The sequence below is a fragment of the Streptomyces blastmyceticus genome (assembly GCF_039521185.1).
Classification (GTDB): domain Bacteria; phylum Actinomycetota; class Actinomycetes; order Streptomycetales; family Streptomycetaceae; genus Streptomyces; species Streptomyces blastmyceticus.
The window spans coordinates 243,686-258,959 of sequence record NZ_BAAABW010000013.1; the positions used below are offsets into that span (position 1 = coordinate 243,686).

Genomic DNA, 15,274 nt, shown 5'->3' on the forward strand with positions numbered 1-15,274 from the left:
ATGGCGCGCTGCCGCTTCGTAGCCGTTCGGGTCCTCGGAGTGCTCCACCGGTGCCGTGGTGACACTGGTCAGGTACGCGCTCAGGCTGTGCCGACAGGCCGGGTGTTGTAGCCCCCGGCCTTTCGCTTCATCGGACGGTTTCGCCGTCCTCGACCGCATGCTCGACCTCGACTGTTCGGGCGCCGTCGGGACCGTCCAGCGCCGGCACCGTGCCCTCGAGAGGCATTGGAGTCGATCACCAGGGCCAGGCCGACGGCGCGCAGTCGGTCGCCCTGGGCCTCGACCACGGCGCAGACGACGCTCGTGCGCATGACCATCTCGGCATAGGACGTCATCGACTACGCGCGTCCGGACCGGACCGTGAACGTCTGCAGGCCCCCGGTCGGCAAATCCGGCCATCGCGACCTGTGCGGCTTGGCAGCGGGTGTTGGTGCCGAGGGGGCGTCGCGCCGGCCTCGACGATCCGGCGCGTGTCCTCGTCACCCAGGGCGCCGAGCTCAGCCAGACATGAGCGGATGCCGCTGCCGCATGCCTCGGCGACCGTGCCGAACACGTCCAACCGCGTGGCGGGCGACAGAGACAGGCCCCCACTCGGACGGATCCGGGCGGGGGCCTGTTGCTCTGGCCAAGGTGGTTACAGCACCTACCCGGCCTTGAGCACTGTCCAGTTTTCGTACGGCCTGCGACCCACACGACCCGGGTCCACATCGTTGGTGACCACGCGCTCCTTGGGAAGGTAGGAGCTGCATACGTGGTCCCAGCCGTCACAGTCCTCGTTCGGGTCGAGGTCCGACTCGATTGCGAGGAACGTTCCGTTGGCGTAGTTGGCGAATCGGTTGCCGTCCGAGAGCTGCCATTTCTGTGTGTCCTTGTTCTGGCAGGCGGCCAGGGTGACGTCTCCCCACGCGCCGTAGGGCTCGGCGATTGTCCGGCCTGCGGATTCCATGCACCACTGGCCGTCGCCGGTGGTCAGGCGCCCGTCGTGGTGGTAGGCGAACGCCTGTGTCCCGTCGTTGGCGGCCTTGTCGGTGTGGGTCAGCTTCTTGTTCGCCACGTCGGCAGTGAGGTACCGGCCCTTGGTCTGCAGGAGGACAGGGGTGTCGAACGGCATGAATCCGGGGTCCATCCAGCCCATTCCCTTGAGGGCTTTTTCGACTTCAGCGGTGTCGATGGGCTTCGGGGCGAAGTTCCAGATCGCGCACGCCTGCTTGTCGTACCAGGGACCTTCGTTCCCGCGGTCGTCCTTTTGGCAGGCCATCTCCTTGCGGGCGCGGCCGTCGATGTGGCCGTCGTAGCTCAGCTCGGCCCACCGCTCCCCGAACGGGGTCACGAACTTCTGCTGGGTGGCCTTGTCCTCCCAGAGCTTGTTCAGCTTGTCCGCCAGGCTGCGGGCCACTGCCTTGCGGATCTCGGCGACCGACCTCGTGGCAAGGGCGTCGGTCTTGGCGTCGGCGTCGGCGAACTTCTTCTCGGCAGCCCAGGTCTTGGCGCCCAGATCTGTACCTTCCGGGACCGTCCCGGACGCGTCGGCGGCGTCGATGACGCGGGCCAGCCCCTTGGCGGTGGCACGCTGGACCTCGATCGTCTGCATCATGGCCAGGCCCATCTGCACAATCGTCCGGGAGCCGCCGTTGGCCATCCATCCCTTGCTGCCGGTGTCCGAGACGACATGCATGACGCCGTCGTGCCACCGTGTAGCCATCGTGTCCAGCATCGCGGCCTTCTCCGCGTCCTTCTTCGCGAAATTGATGAACTGGTCCACGATGACCTGGACCGCCATCACGGCCCATCCGGCGGGGCCGGCCGCCTCCAGGCCCAGGAACTCGGCGCCCTCCAGCAGCACGAAGGCCGCATCGAAGCCGAGATGGGTCCAGTCCTGCTTGACCGCGTCGGCGGACAGCTGCATCAGGTTGCCCACCGCGGGCATCATCGCGGTGAGCGCCGCGGCCTTCTCCAGGTCGCTGCTGTCGGCCGTGAAAGCCTGGACAATGCCCTGGACCCACATCGCCTTGCCCGCTGTGTCCGCCAGCTTCGAGGGATTGATGCTGGCGTGGGCACTGTCTGCCTCCGCGTGCCCGGAGACCGCCTCTCGGGTCTTGTCATACGGCAGATAGAAACCGGAGGCGTCGCCCAGGGCCGCGGTGAAGTCCTTGCCGAGCGTGATGTCCTTGACGTTCTCCACCGCAAGGAGCTTCTTGCCCACCAGTTCCTCGGCGTCCGCCCTCAGCTCGTTGCGGGTCTTCTCCCAGTCCACCTTCCCCAGGCACGACGCCTCACCCGACGACGCGCACAGCTCCTTCACCCGCTCCCCGAGGCGCTTCTCCAGCCGCTCGCCCGCGGCCACTGCCTCCGAACGCGCCTTCTCCCGGTCCACGGTCGCATCCGGCGCGGGACCGCACGGATTGGCTGTGGACCTCTTGAGGAGAGCAGGTATCTCAAGGCCTTCGACGGTTCCTGCGGTGGCGCGGACGCCGGGGGCGTCTATGGCGCAGCTGTGCTGCACTCCCATCCACTTCTGGACCATGCCCCGGCTAACTTCCTTGGTCTTCCCGTTGAGCGTGACCTTGATCTTGTCGCCCGGTTCGTTGAGCTGCCGTGTGATGTTCTTCCACTCGTTGATCAGGTCCTGATGCGTCTGGGGGAGCTTCGCTCCTTGTTCCCAATTGTCCGCCAGGGATTTCTCCACGGCTTTGAAGCGTGTGGCTTCGGATACCGTGACCGCCAGACGCACTACGTCGGCCTGGACGAACGGCTTTCCGGCGCCGACCTTGAAGTCGTGGAGGTTCTCGATCGTCTGAGCCAGCAGGTATCTTCCGTACTCCGGCTTGCCGAGCCCTCCCAACTTGGCGTAATTCTCGGGGAGTCCGGTTTTCGTCACTGTTATTTTTTCGTTCGGCGGCGCACTGTTTACATTCTGGGCGTACGCTTCCCACTTGTCGTGGAAGGCTTCCAGGGGGAATATCTCCCTTCCGCTGTCCGCCTTCCTTTCCCATGCCTCGAGGTACAGATCGTCCATATTGAGCAGCAGGGTGACGGCCTTGCCTTCAGTCTCGAGCGGCAGCGCCAGATACTTTCCGTCCCGCGCTGCGTCAAGGGCCGGGATTCCGTTCGCCGTGCGGGGTGCGACGTAGGAGCGCAGATCCTCGATGAGCTTCTGGAAACCTTCCGTGTCCAGCTTGTCGAGATCAATGACGGCCCCGCCGCGGAAACCACGGTCGATGTCACGGGCCGGCCCCTGCCCGGCAGGAGCAAGCCCTGTCACGCCGCGCACGCCGGCCAGCGCGCGGGCACGGGCCGCGCCGCCGTCGGCGGCGAGAGCGGGCCCAGCGGCCAGCGGTGCAATCAGCGCCGCCAAGGCCAGGACCGAAGTGGCCGCAACGCGGCGGCCCCGCACGGGCGCGGCCTGGATCGTCGCGCGGCTGCGCCGACGCGCGGAGGCGTCCAACACGCCTTCTTCCTTCAGGAGTCGGGGCCCGGCCAGGCCATCACGCGAGGCTTTCCTCGCGCTGCGTGCTGTAAAGGCGGCTGCGACGGACTCGACCGCGAGCGGCACTCGCGTCGGCCTGTTGAAAACCGGTCTCATCTTCCTTCTCAAATTGGGCATGCCGATCCACTGGCGCCACCCGCATCGCCCCTGAACAGGGCGGGACGGTGAGCTGCGCCAGTGGACTGACGAAACGTGTCTCGGGGAAGCGAGACTGCAAGACGCGCGGCTGCAGCACGAAGAGAGTCAGGGCGGCCCTGGATATCCGGGGTGCCTGCAAACAAGCGCCGACCCTACGGGTCGGCGCTTTTACCTCAACACCTCGCGGTGTGCAACCATGTCTGGCAGCTCTTGGTGAAACGTTAGCAAGAATATGGGTTGTTCATGGTTCAATGGATGCTGACTGACGGGTGGGCGGGAGCCAAGCAGGACCCGCTGGAACGCAGGTACCGGCTCGATGCCCATGGGGATCGCCGCAGTCCGCCGCGTGCTCAATCGCATTCTCGGAGCTCGGCACCGCGCCTGCCCGTCGGGGCCGGGAACGTCGGGTAGTTGGCGCGGGCGTAGCCGCAGGGCAGCGGGAGAGATCTCCGGGAGTCCGACCACCTCCTCCAGCCGGGCGGCCAGTTTTCCGCAGCACCGGATCGACCTGGTTCGCCTCTCGGCCGGCCCCCTGGTACCCGCCGTTCGGGGGCGCCGGCATCGGACGTTGAGCCCGCTAAGGTGTGCTCGTCGGGTCGTTCGAACGAGCCCGCCGCATTCGAGGGCCGTCTCGACGGCTCTGCCGACCGGCTCCGGGGGAGCAGGCGCCGGACCGCCGGTACGCTGGCGGCCGATGCCGGAAACCGGCCACCCCTCACCACCCTCCCCAACGCCTGCGACGCCACCGGCGGAGATGCCTCGTGGTGCGGCCTCCTATGAAGGAGAGTTCCGCAAGAGAATTGCCCGAGCGGAACTGGAGCGCGTGCTCACCTCGCCGACAGTGAAGCGCCTGTTCGTCGAGCTCGCCACGGGCGTGAACTAGCATGCCGCATCAGGCCAGGTCCGCCCGGTGAGTCGTTTCCAAATGGCCGGGTGGAAAATGATCCCGTGAGTTTCGATCTGGTGGTTCTTGCGATGGACGAGTCGGCTGACGCTGCGACAGCGCGCGCGATGTTCGAGCGGTGCACGTCCGACAACCATGACGAGGGTGAGCTGGATGAGCGGGTGGTCGGGTTCTACGAGCGGCTGCGCTCGCGGTTCCCGGACCGCCCGCCCTATGCCGCGGAGTCGCCGTGGATGTCGACTCCATTGGCGGTCGGCATCGACCATGTGATCATGAATCTGAGCTTCTCGTCGCGGAGTGACGTGGCGCTCAAGACGATCAAGGAGCTCGCTGGGGAATTCCGCCTGGTCATCTGGGATCCACAGTCCCAGGACGCCTGTCTGCCGCGGACGTGAATGCCCCGTTGTTCGACCCGGCTCAGGCGTGTTCACCCTGGTGACGATCTCACGGAGGCGTTCGTCGACCAGGGTTTGCGGCGGCCAGGCCCGGTTGGGCTCTCTGTTCGAGGAGTGGGAGGCGAGAAATGTCGGGTTGCTCACGTAGTCGGGCAGTCCGGAAGTCTGGTTGAGCAGTTCGCGGATGGTGATCTTGTTGCCGTCATAGCCGTTGGCATTGACGGCGCCTGGCAGCCACTTGCCGACGGGTGTCGTCGAGGGAGAGCTTGCCCTCGGCCTCCAGCGTCCCGCCGCTCTGCATGTTCTCGATGTGGCGGGGGCTGGTGAACAGGGGCTGCGGCTCGCCGCCCGCGCGCATGTCGCCGACGGCGAGGGCCCAGTGGTCCGCGGAAGCGCCGTCGAGCCGCCGTACCGGGAGGTTCGGGATATGGACGGACGCCACCACGTAGTCCAGCTCGCGGCCGCCCTCATAGCGCCCGGCCATGGTGTCGGTCTGCAGGAAATAGGCCTCGCAGTCCGCGGACCTGTACGCCCAGCGGTGGTGCTGGATGTATCCCGCCCGGCCGACCTGCGGCAGTCCTCGCCCTCGCCGGAGGCGAGGTACCACCCCGGCGTCCGGTCAGCGGGTGGCGAGGAACTCGAGCGTGTCGATCACGCGGTTCGAGAAGCCCCACTCGTTGTCGTACCACGCGACCACCTTGACGTGGCGGCCGTCGACGCGGGTGAGGGCCGAGTCAAAGATCGACGAGGCGGGATTGCCCGTGATGTCGGACGACACGAGCGGGTCGTCCGAGTACTCGAGGATGCCGGCGAGCGGCCCCTCCGCTGCGGTGCGGTACGCCGCCAGCACGTCGTCGCGCGTCACGTCGCGGGCGACGGTCGTGTTGAGTTCGACGATCGAGCCCACCGGCACCGGTACGCGGATCGAGTCGCCCGACAGCTTGCCGGCGAGGTTCGGCAACACCAAGCCGATCGCCTTGGCGGCGCCGGTCGTGGTCGGCACGATGTTGACGCCGGCGGCCCGGGCGCGGCGGGCGTCGCGGTGCGGACCGTCCTGCAGGTTCTGCTCCTGCGTGTAGGCGTGCACCGTCGTCATGAATCCGTGCTCGATACCGGCGAGTTCGTCGAGAACCGCGGCCAGCGGCGCGAGCGCGTTGGTGGTACAGGAGGCGCTCGAGACGATCGTGTGCACGGCCGGGTCGTAGGCGTCGGTGTTGACCCCGAACGCGAGCGTGACGTCGGCGCCGTCCGACGGGGCGCTGACGAGTACCTTCTTCGCGCCCGCGTCGAGGTGGGCGCGGGCGGCCTTGGCCGAGGTGAAGCGGCCGGTGGCTTCCAGGACGATGTCGACGCCGAGTTCGGCCCACGGCAGCTGCGCCGGTTCGCGCTCGGCCAGCACCGTGATCCGACGGCCGTCGACGAGGAGGGCGTCCCCGTCGACGGTCACCGGGCGCCCGAGTCGGCCGGCCGTGCTGTCGTAGGCGAGCAGCCGGGCGAGAGTGGCGGGCTCCGTCAGGTCGTTGACGGCGACGATCTCGAGGGCGCTGTCGCGCTCCAGCAGTGCGCGCAGCACATTGCGTCCGATGCGGCCGAATCCGTTGATGGCGATGCGAGTCATGAGTGATATCCCTTCCTTTCGCCACCAGGGTCGCCCGCGGCTCGCGCTGCTGACAGTGGCGGGATCGCCATGGTTCAAAAGGATCCCGCCACGCGGTGCCGGGCGGGTTACTCGCCCCGCGTGAAGGTTCGCCGGTACTCGCTCGGTGTGGTGCCGAGGATGCGCTGGAAGTGCAGGCGCAGGTTCGCGCCGGTGCCGAGCCCGACATCGGCGGCGATCTGTTCGACGCTGCGCTGCGAGCGCTCGAGCAGTTCGCGGGCCAGGTCGATCCGGGCGCGCATCACCCACTGCATCGGCGTGTAGCCGGTCTCCTCGACGAAGCGCCGGGAGAACGTGCGCGGCGAGACCTCGGCCTGCCGCGCCAGTATGTCGAGGGTGAGGGGCTCGCCGAGCCGGTGCAGCGCCCACTCGCGGGTGGCGGCGAACCGTTCGCCGAGCGGCTCGGGGACGCTGCGCGGCACGTACTGGGCCTGGCCGCCGCTGCGATAGGGGGCTGCAACCAGACGCCGGGCCGCGTGGTTGGACGCGGCCACTCCGAGGTCGCCGCGCAGGATGTGCAGGCACAGGTCGATGCCGGAGGCGGCGCCGGCCGAGGTGAGCACGCTGCCCTCGTCGACGAACAGCACGTTCTCGTCGACCTGGACGAGCGGATGCCTGGCCACAAGTGCCCGCGTGTAGTGCCAGTGCGTCGTGGCGCGCCTGCCGTCGAGCAGGCCCGTGGCGGCGAGCGCGAAGGCGCCCGTCGAGATGGCGGCGAGCCGCGCACCCCGGTCGTGGGCGGCGATCAGTGCGTCGATGACGGCCTGCGGCGGGTCGTCGCGGTCCGGGAACCGGTAGCCGGGGACGAAGACGATGTCGGCCCACGCAAGCGCGTCGAGGCCATGGGCGACGTAGTACGCGAGACCGTCGCCACCGGTCACGAGGCCGGGTGTCGCCCCGCACACCCGCACCTCGTACGGCATGCTCGCGCGGGTCGTGAATACCTGCGCGGGAATTCCGACATCGAGCGGCTTCGCACCCTCGAGCACAAGGACGGCGACGCGATGCAGGCGGGAGGCTGGCACAGGAAGAGGTTACGTGGGCCTGACTTCGATACGCCCACCGCGCGGACCGGGCAGACGACACACCGGCCAGGCTGTCTTCACATTGCACTCCACCGCCTGTCCCGCCGCCATCGCAGCGTCGCCCGCTGGCGACCCCGATAGCCGGGGCCCACGCCGTCGGATGGTGGTGACTCTGGACACTGACTTGGCCGTCGAGGACGGTCACCACGGTCCGCGAACTGATCGGGAGAAGTGGCTTGGCAGCCAGCCCGGTCGCTCTGTCAGCGGTTCCGCCTGTGACTGACTTCATTTTGCCTGCGCGGCGCGCGACCTCAGGAGCTTCTTGTCCGGCTTGCCTGCATCTTTCAGTGGCAGCTGATCGACGAAGGTGATGTGCGTCGGTTCGTACATCGCGCCGCGCTGTTCGCGGACCATGGCCCGCAGCTCGGCTGCGTCCACCCCGGCTCCTGGGGCCCGTACCAGGGCCGCGTGCACCTGTTCCGTGTGGTCGTTATCGCGCACGCCGAAGACGGCGCTGTGGAGCACCTGGGGGTGGGAGTTGAGGAGATCCTCCAGTTCGGTGGTGTAGACATGGCCGCCGACCACGACGATCATGTCCTTGATCCGGTCGACGATGGTCGGGTAGCCCTCGGTGTCGAGGAATCCGATGTCGCCGGTGTGCAGCCAGCCGTCCCGCAGTACCTCGGCGGTCAGCTCGGGCTGCTTCCAGTAGCCCTGCATGATCATGGCGGAGCGGACGCAGATCTCGCCGCGTTCGCCGTGGGGCAGGTCGTTGCCGTGGGCGTCGCGGATGGCCATCTCGACTCCCTTCAGTACTTTGCCCGCGGAGCGCAGTCGCCCGGGGTGGGCCAGGTCGTGGTCCTCGGGCCCGAGGACGCTGATGCTGCCGGACTCGGTCTGCCCGTAGCCCTGCAGGAGGACGGGGCCGAAGCGGTGTATCGCGTCGGTGATGCGGGCCGGGGACGCCTGGCAGCCGCCGTAGATCACCTGGCGCAGGCTGGAGGTGTCGGTGCGGTCCGCGTCCGGGTGGTCCATGAGCCGGTACAGCAGTGGCGGCAGCAGGTAGAGGTGGGTGATGCGCTCGTGTTCGATCGCGGCGAGCGCCTGATCGGGGTCGAAGTCGTCCTGCAGTACCACGGTGCCGCCCTCGGCAAGCATGTGGTCGGCGATGAGTCCGGCGGCGTGCGCGAGGGTGGTTGACACCAACTGCCGGGGTCGGTCGGCGTTTTCTTCACTGGGCTTGGGACGCATCCTGCCGGCTCTCTCGAAGCTGGTGCAGATGCCCTTGGGGTGGCCGGTGGTGCCGCCGGTGTGGCGGATGGAACAGATGTCCCCGGGGCGGGCCAGGCTCGATATCGGCTCGGCGGACATGGCCGCGGCCAGCTCCAGCAGGTCGGTGCCGAGTTTGCTGACGCCGAGGGTCAGGACGTGCGGGACCGGGGCCAAGGCTGTGACCTCGGCGGCCCGCGTGGCGTACGCGGGGTCCACGATCAGCGCCTGGGTCTCCACATCGCGGACGATGGCGGCCTGGGTGTCGGTGGAGAGCTTGTTGTAGAGGTGGGTGACCTGGCAGCCGAGCAGGTTGGCGGCATAGCGGGCGGCCAGAGTCTCGGGGAGATTGCCGCTGAGCAGCGTGACGGTCTGCCCGCGCTGCAGACCCTGGGCGCGCAGTGCGTGCGCCAACTGGTGGACCAGGTCGCGGAATTCGCCGGCGTCGATCCGCCGCCCCTGGTGGACCAGTGCCTCTCGTGCGGGTGTGGCCCCAAGTGAATCCAGGATGTCGTCCACGAATGAACGGAAGGGCAGGGCGGCAACGGACATGACGGATTCCTTTGCATGCGTATTGGTCCGTTCTGGTGCACTCACGCGCGTGCGGCAGAGAACGGGGTGGCCGGGCTTCGGTATGTGGAGCTTCCCTGGCCTGCATGGCGCGTGGTGGCGGGCTTCCGGTGCCGCACCGGTTTCATGTTCCACGGTGCGGGACCGGGTCAGGGTGCGGGCTGGTTCCGCAGCAGGGCATCGAGACGGTCGAGGGTCCAGATCCAGGTGTCCTGGGCCGCGGGGGAGCTGTGACTGAAGCTGCCGGCCATCTCCAGACCGATGTGGCCATGGATGACGCTGCCCAACAGGCGGACAGCGTGCGTCTGGTCGGGCTCGCTCAGGTCATAGCCGCGCAGGATCGCCCGCAGCATCAGGGAGTGCCTCAAGGCGGCACTGTCGGCTGCCGTCTCCCGATCGAGCCGGAGCTGGGTGGCGGCGTAACGGCCGGGGTGCTGCCGGGCATAGTCGCGGCAGACGTCGGCGAAGGCGGTCAGAGCGTCCCTGCCGGCCCGCCCGGCGAGGGCGCCGGCGGCCATGTCGGCGAGTTCCTCCAGAGAGAACAGGGCGATCCGGGTCTTGAGGTCTTGGAGGTTCTTGATGTGCGCGTACAAGCTCGCGGTCTGGACGGGGATCGTGTGGGTGATCGTCGCTGCCGACGGAGGGGGAGCGCGCGGAGGCGTGTCTTTTCGGATCTTCGGAGGTTAGTGCAAGCGGATCGCGCAGGGCGGTCTGCTTGACTCAGGGATGCTCGGGGAAAGGGGCGGTTACCCGTGGCTCGTGGTGGCAGGATCCTGGCCGTACTGGCACTTTCGGCAATGACCGTGTGCGGAGGCGTAAGCGCAGCCTCTGCGCACGGGGGCAAGGACGCAGGCGGTGAGGACATCGTGGGCGGTGTCCTGTCGGTGGTGGGCAGCAGCACCAGCACGGGGCATGCCAATCAGTGTGGAGCCCCCATCGGCAGCGTGGGAGTGAAGTCGGCCTGTCGGGCCGGGCACGACCACGCTGGCCATGACCGGTCGGGCAGCGAGCGGGTGGACGGTGGGCTGCTGTCCAATGTCGCCGCCTGGAACGCGACCGGTCACAGCAACAACTGCGGTAACCCGAACGTCGCCGTGTTCAGTGACACCACCTGCATCACCGAGGACGTGCACCATGGCCACTGACCCTCGGCCTCAGAACCTGCCGGACCGCCGGGGGAAGTAGTCCTCCAGTACGCCTTCGCGATGGACGTCGAGTGTGGCGCAGTGCAGTCCACCCCCGAAGGGGGCCACGTCCCAGAACGGCACCGGGACGACCTCGAAGCCCAGCCGGTCGAGCTGTTCCATCTGTGCGGTCTCGCTCGCTTCCACGCAGACGGTTCCGGGGTCCAGCACCAGCACGTTCATCGACAGCCAACGGCTGCATGCGGACAGCGGAGGTGGTGCCTCCCGACCGGGTACAGCTGCGTGGATGACCTGCCAGTCGTTCACTTTGAGATGCTGCAGCAGCTCCTCCTCGGCGGGCCGCTCGGCGCAGTGCAGAACCAGTCCCGGGCGGAGCGGCACCCAGGTGGCGTCGATGTGCATGGGGTGCGCGTTGCCGAACGTCACTCCATGCACACGGTGTTCCGGCAGATGTTGTCGCAGCCAGCGGATCCCGGCCGCGTTCGTGGCGAGGGACCGCTGGACGAACAAGTCCTTGCCGCAGCGGGCGATATCGGCGGCATCGAAGAGCGGCTCGGCCTCGGTCAGCACCAGTTCACCGGCCCTGACCCGGGCAATCTGCGCCTCATGTGGCAGGGCGTCGTACTCCTCCCAGAAGCCTGGCCGGTACGACGCCTCGGTCAACCGGGGCTTGGGGGCTGCCTCCCAGCGCATGCCGGGGTCGGTGCGGAAGTAGGACTCGATCAACGGTCGGTGAGCCAGGTACTCGAACCAGCGACTGCGAAACGACATGGTCGCCTCTAGCAGCTCGTTCCCGATCACCACCAGGACGTCCCGCACCGGCATGGCACCGAACATGCTCCGCTGCGACCACTCAGGGGTGGCGACCGGTCGGCTGAAGTCCAGCGGCCGGGGCCGGTCGACGCGGATCCCGCGCTCTTCGAGGACGCGGGTGAAGTTGTCCAGCTGCTCGTTCGCGGCAGCCGTCATCTCCTCGGGCAACGGCCCGTACGTACCGCGCGGAAAACCGTGCTCCGGCCAGTCCCGGACGACCGCCGGCTCGGGAGCCTGCACCATGGTGCCGTCAGCCCGGCCGACGATGACGTGCTTCAGCGGATCCCACTCGTTCCAGGAGCCGACCTTCACCGAACCTCCCCCTGGTTTTCGCCCGGCGCGCCCCGCTGCCCGAAGAGGGCAAGCAGCGCAAGGCCAGTCTGGCGTCTGCCCGGCCGCAGCACGAGAGGACCGAGCGCGGCGAGAAGCGCCCATCGCCAGCGGGCGTGGTGGGCCGGCTCCCTTTGCGGATCGGCTCGATGCAATAATCGTCGCCATGACGATAATAGTCGGAGATGTGCAAGCCGCCGTGCACGCCATGTCCGCCAAGCTCTACGACGGGCGCGTCTATGACCTGGTCGGGTTCAGCATCCGGGGTGCCTCCCACCCCTACATCGAGGTTCATGAAGGGATCATCCACATGGTCGTCATGGAGCGCGGTGTGGAATCCCAGCAACGCACCACCACCGAGGACCTCGACGAGGCCCTGCACTGGATCGCCCTCTACGCCACCAGCTCCCTGGCCATGCGTTGGGAGCTGGACCAGCGGGACAGGTGGCCCGCCGACCGGGACACGCGGATCGGCTGGAACGCCAAGCAGGTCGAACTCCTCCGCCTCATCGACGCTCGGTGGGCCGAGGAGTTCCGGGCATGTATCCCCGCGCAATGCCCGGGAGTCCGGCTGGAGGACGTGGACGCCCACCCCCTCACTTATGCCGCCAAGGGCCGTGACGCCGAAGAATCCTTGCTCGCCCGGTACTGGCGCAAACTGCGTACCAAGCTCCGCGAACCGTACTGAAGCCCTCGGCGGCGCGCGCCGGACAGCTCATCACTGCTGAACTGGGAAAACACGCCGCCCTGCCCCGCATGACAGCTTCCTTACTCACTTCGGCGCTTCGAGGCGATTGGCTTGTTCGTGCAGCTGATTGACGGTCATCTGCACGCTATGCCGTCGGTATGCGCAACGCGGATGGGGGTGGGCTGACGGCGAGGGCGCGTCAGCGCGCGAGGCGGTGCGGCTGGAGGCCGCCGGGGTTCGCCGATGGGCTGGGGTCGCCGGAGGTCGCCCGCAGGCTGCGGGTGAGCTCGAAGTCGGCCTACCAGTGGCACCAGGCGTGGACGGAGGGCGGGGGCGGCCCTGGCCTCACGAGGCGCGAGCGGTCAGCGTTGCAAGCCGGCCGCCTACCTCGACCAGGGGCCTGATGCCCAGGGCCGGGACGAGGGCCAGGTGTGGACGGGTGCGCGGGTGGTCACACTGATCGGCCGGAAGTTCTACGTGTTCTACAGCGTCTCGGGCGCCACCCGCCTGACGCATCGGCTCGGCTTCAGCCCGCAGATCCCATGCGGTGAGCCGCTGAGCGAGACGAGCGGGCCGTGACCGCGTGGAAGGAGGCGGCCTGGGCGGAGGTAAAAGATTGCACGTTGAATGAACAGGGGCAAGGAGGCGGTCAGGCGGATCTCGTATGGCGTCTTTCGCTCGTGCTGTTCATGCTGGTGAGGGGGCTGCGAGGAAGGTCTTCCATGGTTTCTGCGAGTGTCCGTACGAGCGGGCCGACGGTGGCCGAGGCCGCCTTCGACGTGTTGCGCGACTTCGGGGTCACGCGGGTGTTCGGGAATCCGGGCTCCACCGAGATGCACATGTACCTGTACTGGCCCGACGACCTGGAGTACGTCCTGGCCCTGCAAGAGGGCAGCGCGGTGGCGATGGCGGACGGACTCGCGCAGCGCACCCGTGGGCCAGGGGTGGCCATCGTCCACTCGGCCGCAGGTGTGGGCAACGCGCTGTCCAGCGTGATCGCCGCGTGGCGCAATCAGAGTCCGCTGGTGCTGCTGGCCGGTCAGCAGACGCGGGCGATGCTGCCCACCGAGCCGTACCTGTCCGCGCTCGAACCCGACCAGTTCCCCCGCCCGTATGTGAAGTGGGCCCTGCAACCCGCCCGCGCCGCCGATGTCCCCGGCGCCATCGCCCGCGCCTTGCTGACCTCCCTCACACCCCCGTACGGGCCCACGTTCGTGTCCGTCCCCGAAGACGACTGGTCACAGCCAGCGGCACCGGTCCCCGCACACACCATCGTGCCGACGCTGGGCGCCGACCCCGCCACGATCACCCGCTTCGCCGACACCCTCTCCAGCGCCACGCGCCCGGCCCTGGTAGTCGGCCCGGCGGTGGACGGCGACGCCGCCGCCCCCGACGCCGTACGGCTGGCCGAGCGCCTCGGCTCCGCCGTTTACGGCGCCCCGTGGACCTCCCGGGCGAGCTTCCCCGAGCGGCACCCGCTCTTCCAGGGATTCCTGACCGCCACCCGAGAGGAGGTGGCCAAGCAGCTCGACGGCCACGACGTCGTCCTCGTCATCGGTGCCCAGGTCTTCACCTACCACGTCCACACCGAAGGCCCCTTCCTCCCCAACGGCGCGCAGTGCCTGCACCTGACCGACAACCCGGTCCACGCGTTCTCCGCCCCCATCGGCGACAGCCTGATCTGCTCCGCCCGCGCCGGAATCCGCGCCCTCCTCGACCAACTGCCGGACCGGCCCGCACACCGCACACCCCCCACCGCACCCCCGCGCCCCCAGCCCGCACCGCTCACCGCACCCCTGGAGGCATCCGCCGTCCTGCACCTGCTGCGCGACCTGGTCCCGCCCACCACCCCGGTATTCGAAGAGGCACCCTCCTACCGGAACGAGATCCGCGCCCACTTCCCGATGGAGGCCGGCCAGTACCACAACACCTTCAGCGGGGGCCTGGGCTGGGCCCTGCCCGCGGCCGTCGGCGCAGCCATGGCCGACCCCGCCCACCGCACCCTGTGCCTCATCGGCGACGGCTCCCTCATGTACTCCGTCCAGGCCCTGTGGACCGCCGCCCGCCACCAACTCCCCCTGACCGTAGTCGTCCTCGACAACACCGAGTACGGCGCGATGAAGGAGTTCACCACCCTCTACGGCATCGACGCCTTCCCCCCGCCGATCCAGTCCGCCCTCGACCTGCCCGCCCTCGACATCCAAGCCGTCGCCACCGGCCTCGGCATCACCGCCACACACGCCGACGACCCGTCCCACCTGGCCGAAACGCTCACCGCCGCCCTCACTGCCCGTGGTCCCACCCTCGTCGACGTCCGCGTGCAGGCCCTGCGCGGTACCGGCCCCTTGTAGCCCCTGGCAAGCCCAACCACGCTGAGCCGCTGCAGCCCGCATGGGGAGAGAACGAGCAAGTCGGAGGGAACGAGTAAGTCCGGGTACACACCCGAGCGCAGGTGGGGTTCAAAGATCCTCATCAGCATCGCCCCGGTCGTGAAGGTCTCCGGCCGGGGCTCCGGACGGGTCTCGGTCGCTGGCCTGATCGTGATGCGGCCGGGCTCGTGGACCCGGATGTGCCACCGGCTGCGGCGCCATACGGGGCGCAAGGGTGAACGCCGCAGCCTGTCCGAGCACGACTGCGTTGCTCTGATCGACGGAATCCACCAGCTGGTCAAGGCGCCGATCGCGCTGGTCCGGGACCGGCTCAATACCCACGTCTCCCATGCCATGCGTGACCTGATCAGCGCGCGGGACTGGCTGATGGTGTTCATCCTGCCGATCCACGATCCTCGACTGCTGCCTCGCGGCCGCCGGCCTCGCACTCGGCCTTCCACCACCAAACCCTTGAAACAGTGAG

At 68.4% G+C, this 15,274-nt stretch carries 11 protein-coding genes and 3 pseudogenes; 6 read left to right on the forward strand and 8 right to left on the reverse strand.

Going from position 1 to position 15,274, the window contains the following annotated elements; all coding sequences use genetic code 11:
- Window positions 1–643 precede the first annotated feature (643 nt).
- Window positions 644–3,448, reverse strand: coding sequence for a ribosome-inactivating family protein (locus ABD269_RS11285; RefSeq protein ID WP_344117663.1), 2,805 nt, complete (start codon window positions 3,446–3,448; stop codon window positions 644–646).
- A gap of 1,125 nt (window positions 3,449–4,573) precedes the next feature.
- Here ABD269_RS11285 and ABD269_RS11290 point away from each other — a divergent pair.
- Window positions 4,574–4,924 (forward strand): hypothetical protein, encoded by a 351-nt coding sequence (locus tag ABD269_RS11290; RefSeq protein WP_344117896.1) that lies wholly within the window; start codon window positions 4,574–4,576, stop codon window positions 4,922–4,924.
- A 57-nt stretch (window positions 4,925–4,981) separates the two neighbouring features.
- On the opposite strand, the pseudogene ABD269_RS11295 reads toward ABD269_RS11290, so the two are convergent.
- The 6 genes and pseudogenes from ABD269_RS11295 to ABD269_RS11320 form a co-directional block, all read right to left on the reverse strand.
- Window positions 4,982–5,158 (reverse strand): annotated as a pseudogene (locus tag ABD269_RS11295) (serine hydrolase domain-containing protein); the annotation flags it as partial.
- Window positions 5,127–5,531 (reverse strand): hypothetical protein, encoded by a 405-nt coding sequence (locus tag ABD269_RS11300; protein ID WP_344117897.1) that lies wholly within the window; start codon window positions 5,529–5,531, stop codon window positions 5,127–5,129. The gene ABD269_RS11300 and the pseudogene ABD269_RS11295, both read right to left, overlap by 32 nt.
- A gap of 12 nt (window positions 5,532–5,543) precedes the next feature.
- Window positions 5,544–6,542: a type I glyceraldehyde-3-phosphate dehydrogenase gene (gene gap / locus ABD269_RS11305; RefSeq protein ID WP_344117664.1), complete on the reverse strand. Its 999-nt coding sequence runs from the start codon at window positions 6,540–6,542 to the stop codon at window positions 5,544–5,546.
- A 107-nt stretch (window positions 6,543–6,649) separates the two neighbouring features.
- Window positions 6,650–7,606 (reverse strand): GlxA family transcriptional regulator, encoded by a 957-nt coding sequence (locus tag ABD269_RS11310; protein WP_344117665.1) that lies wholly within the window; start codon window positions 7,604–7,606, stop codon window positions 6,650–6,652.
- Window positions 7,607–7,891: 285 nt separating this feature from the next.
- Window positions 7,892–9,427 carry an AMP-binding protein gene (locus tag ABD269_RS11315; RefSeq protein ID WP_344117666.1) on the reverse strand — a complete coding sequence of 512 codons (1,536 nt, stop codon included), beginning with the start codon at window positions 9,425–9,427 and terminating at the stop codon, window positions 7,892–7,894.
- Between the two features lie 167 nt (window positions 9,428–9,594).
- Window positions 9,595–10,053: pseudogene (locus tag ABD269_RS11320) on the reverse strand (TetR-like C-terminal domain-containing protein); the annotation flags it as partial.
- Between the two features lie 258 nt (window positions 10,054–10,311).
- Here ABD269_RS11320 and ABD269_RS11325 point away from each other — a divergent pair.
- Window positions 10,312–10,590 carry a hypothetical protein gene (locus ABD269_RS11325; protein ID WP_344117667.1) on the forward strand — a complete coding sequence of 93 codons (279 nt, stop codon included), beginning with the start codon at window positions 10,312–10,314 and terminating at the stop codon, window positions 10,588–10,590.
- Between the two features lie 9 nt (window positions 10,591–10,599).
- Here the strand turns inward: ABD269_RS11325 and ABD269_RS11330 are convergent, their stop codons facing one another.
- Window positions 10,600–11,715, reverse strand: coding sequence for a serine/threonine protein kinase (locus tag ABD269_RS11330; RefSeq protein ID WP_344117668.1), 1,116 nt, complete (start codon window positions 11,713–11,715; stop codon window positions 10,600–10,602).
- A gap of 184 nt (window positions 11,716–11,899) precedes the next feature.
- Here ABD269_RS11330 and ABD269_RS11335 point away from each other — a divergent pair, with 184 nt between their 5' ends.
- The 4 genes and pseudogenes from ABD269_RS11335 (at window position 11,900) to ABD269_RS11350 (ending at window position 15,273) form a co-directional block, all read left to right on the forward strand.
- Window positions 11,900–12,421, forward strand: a complete 522-nt coding sequence (locus tag ABD269_RS11335; RefSeq protein ID WP_344117669.1) for an Imm63 family immunity protein — start codon at window positions 11,900–11,902, stop codon at window positions 12,419–12,421.
- Between the two features lie 158 nt (window positions 12,422–12,579).
- Window positions 12,580–13,038, forward strand: a pseudogene (locus ABD269_RS35325) (winged helix-turn-helix domain-containing protein); the annotation flags it as partial.
- 105 nt (window positions 13,039–13,143) lie between these two features.
- On the forward strand, window positions 13,144–14,772 hold the full coding sequence (gene mdlC, locus ABD269_RS11345) for a benzoylformate decarboxylase (RefSeq protein ID WP_344117671.1): 1,629 nt from the start codon (window positions 13,144–13,146) through the stop codon (window positions 14,770–14,772).
- A 138-nt stretch (window positions 14,773–14,910) separates the two neighbouring features.
- Entirely contained in the window at window positions 14,911–15,273 is a 363-nt protein-coding gene (locus ABD269_RS11350; protein WP_344117672.1) for a transposase, read from the forward strand.
- Window position 15,274: the final 1 nt, after the last annotated feature.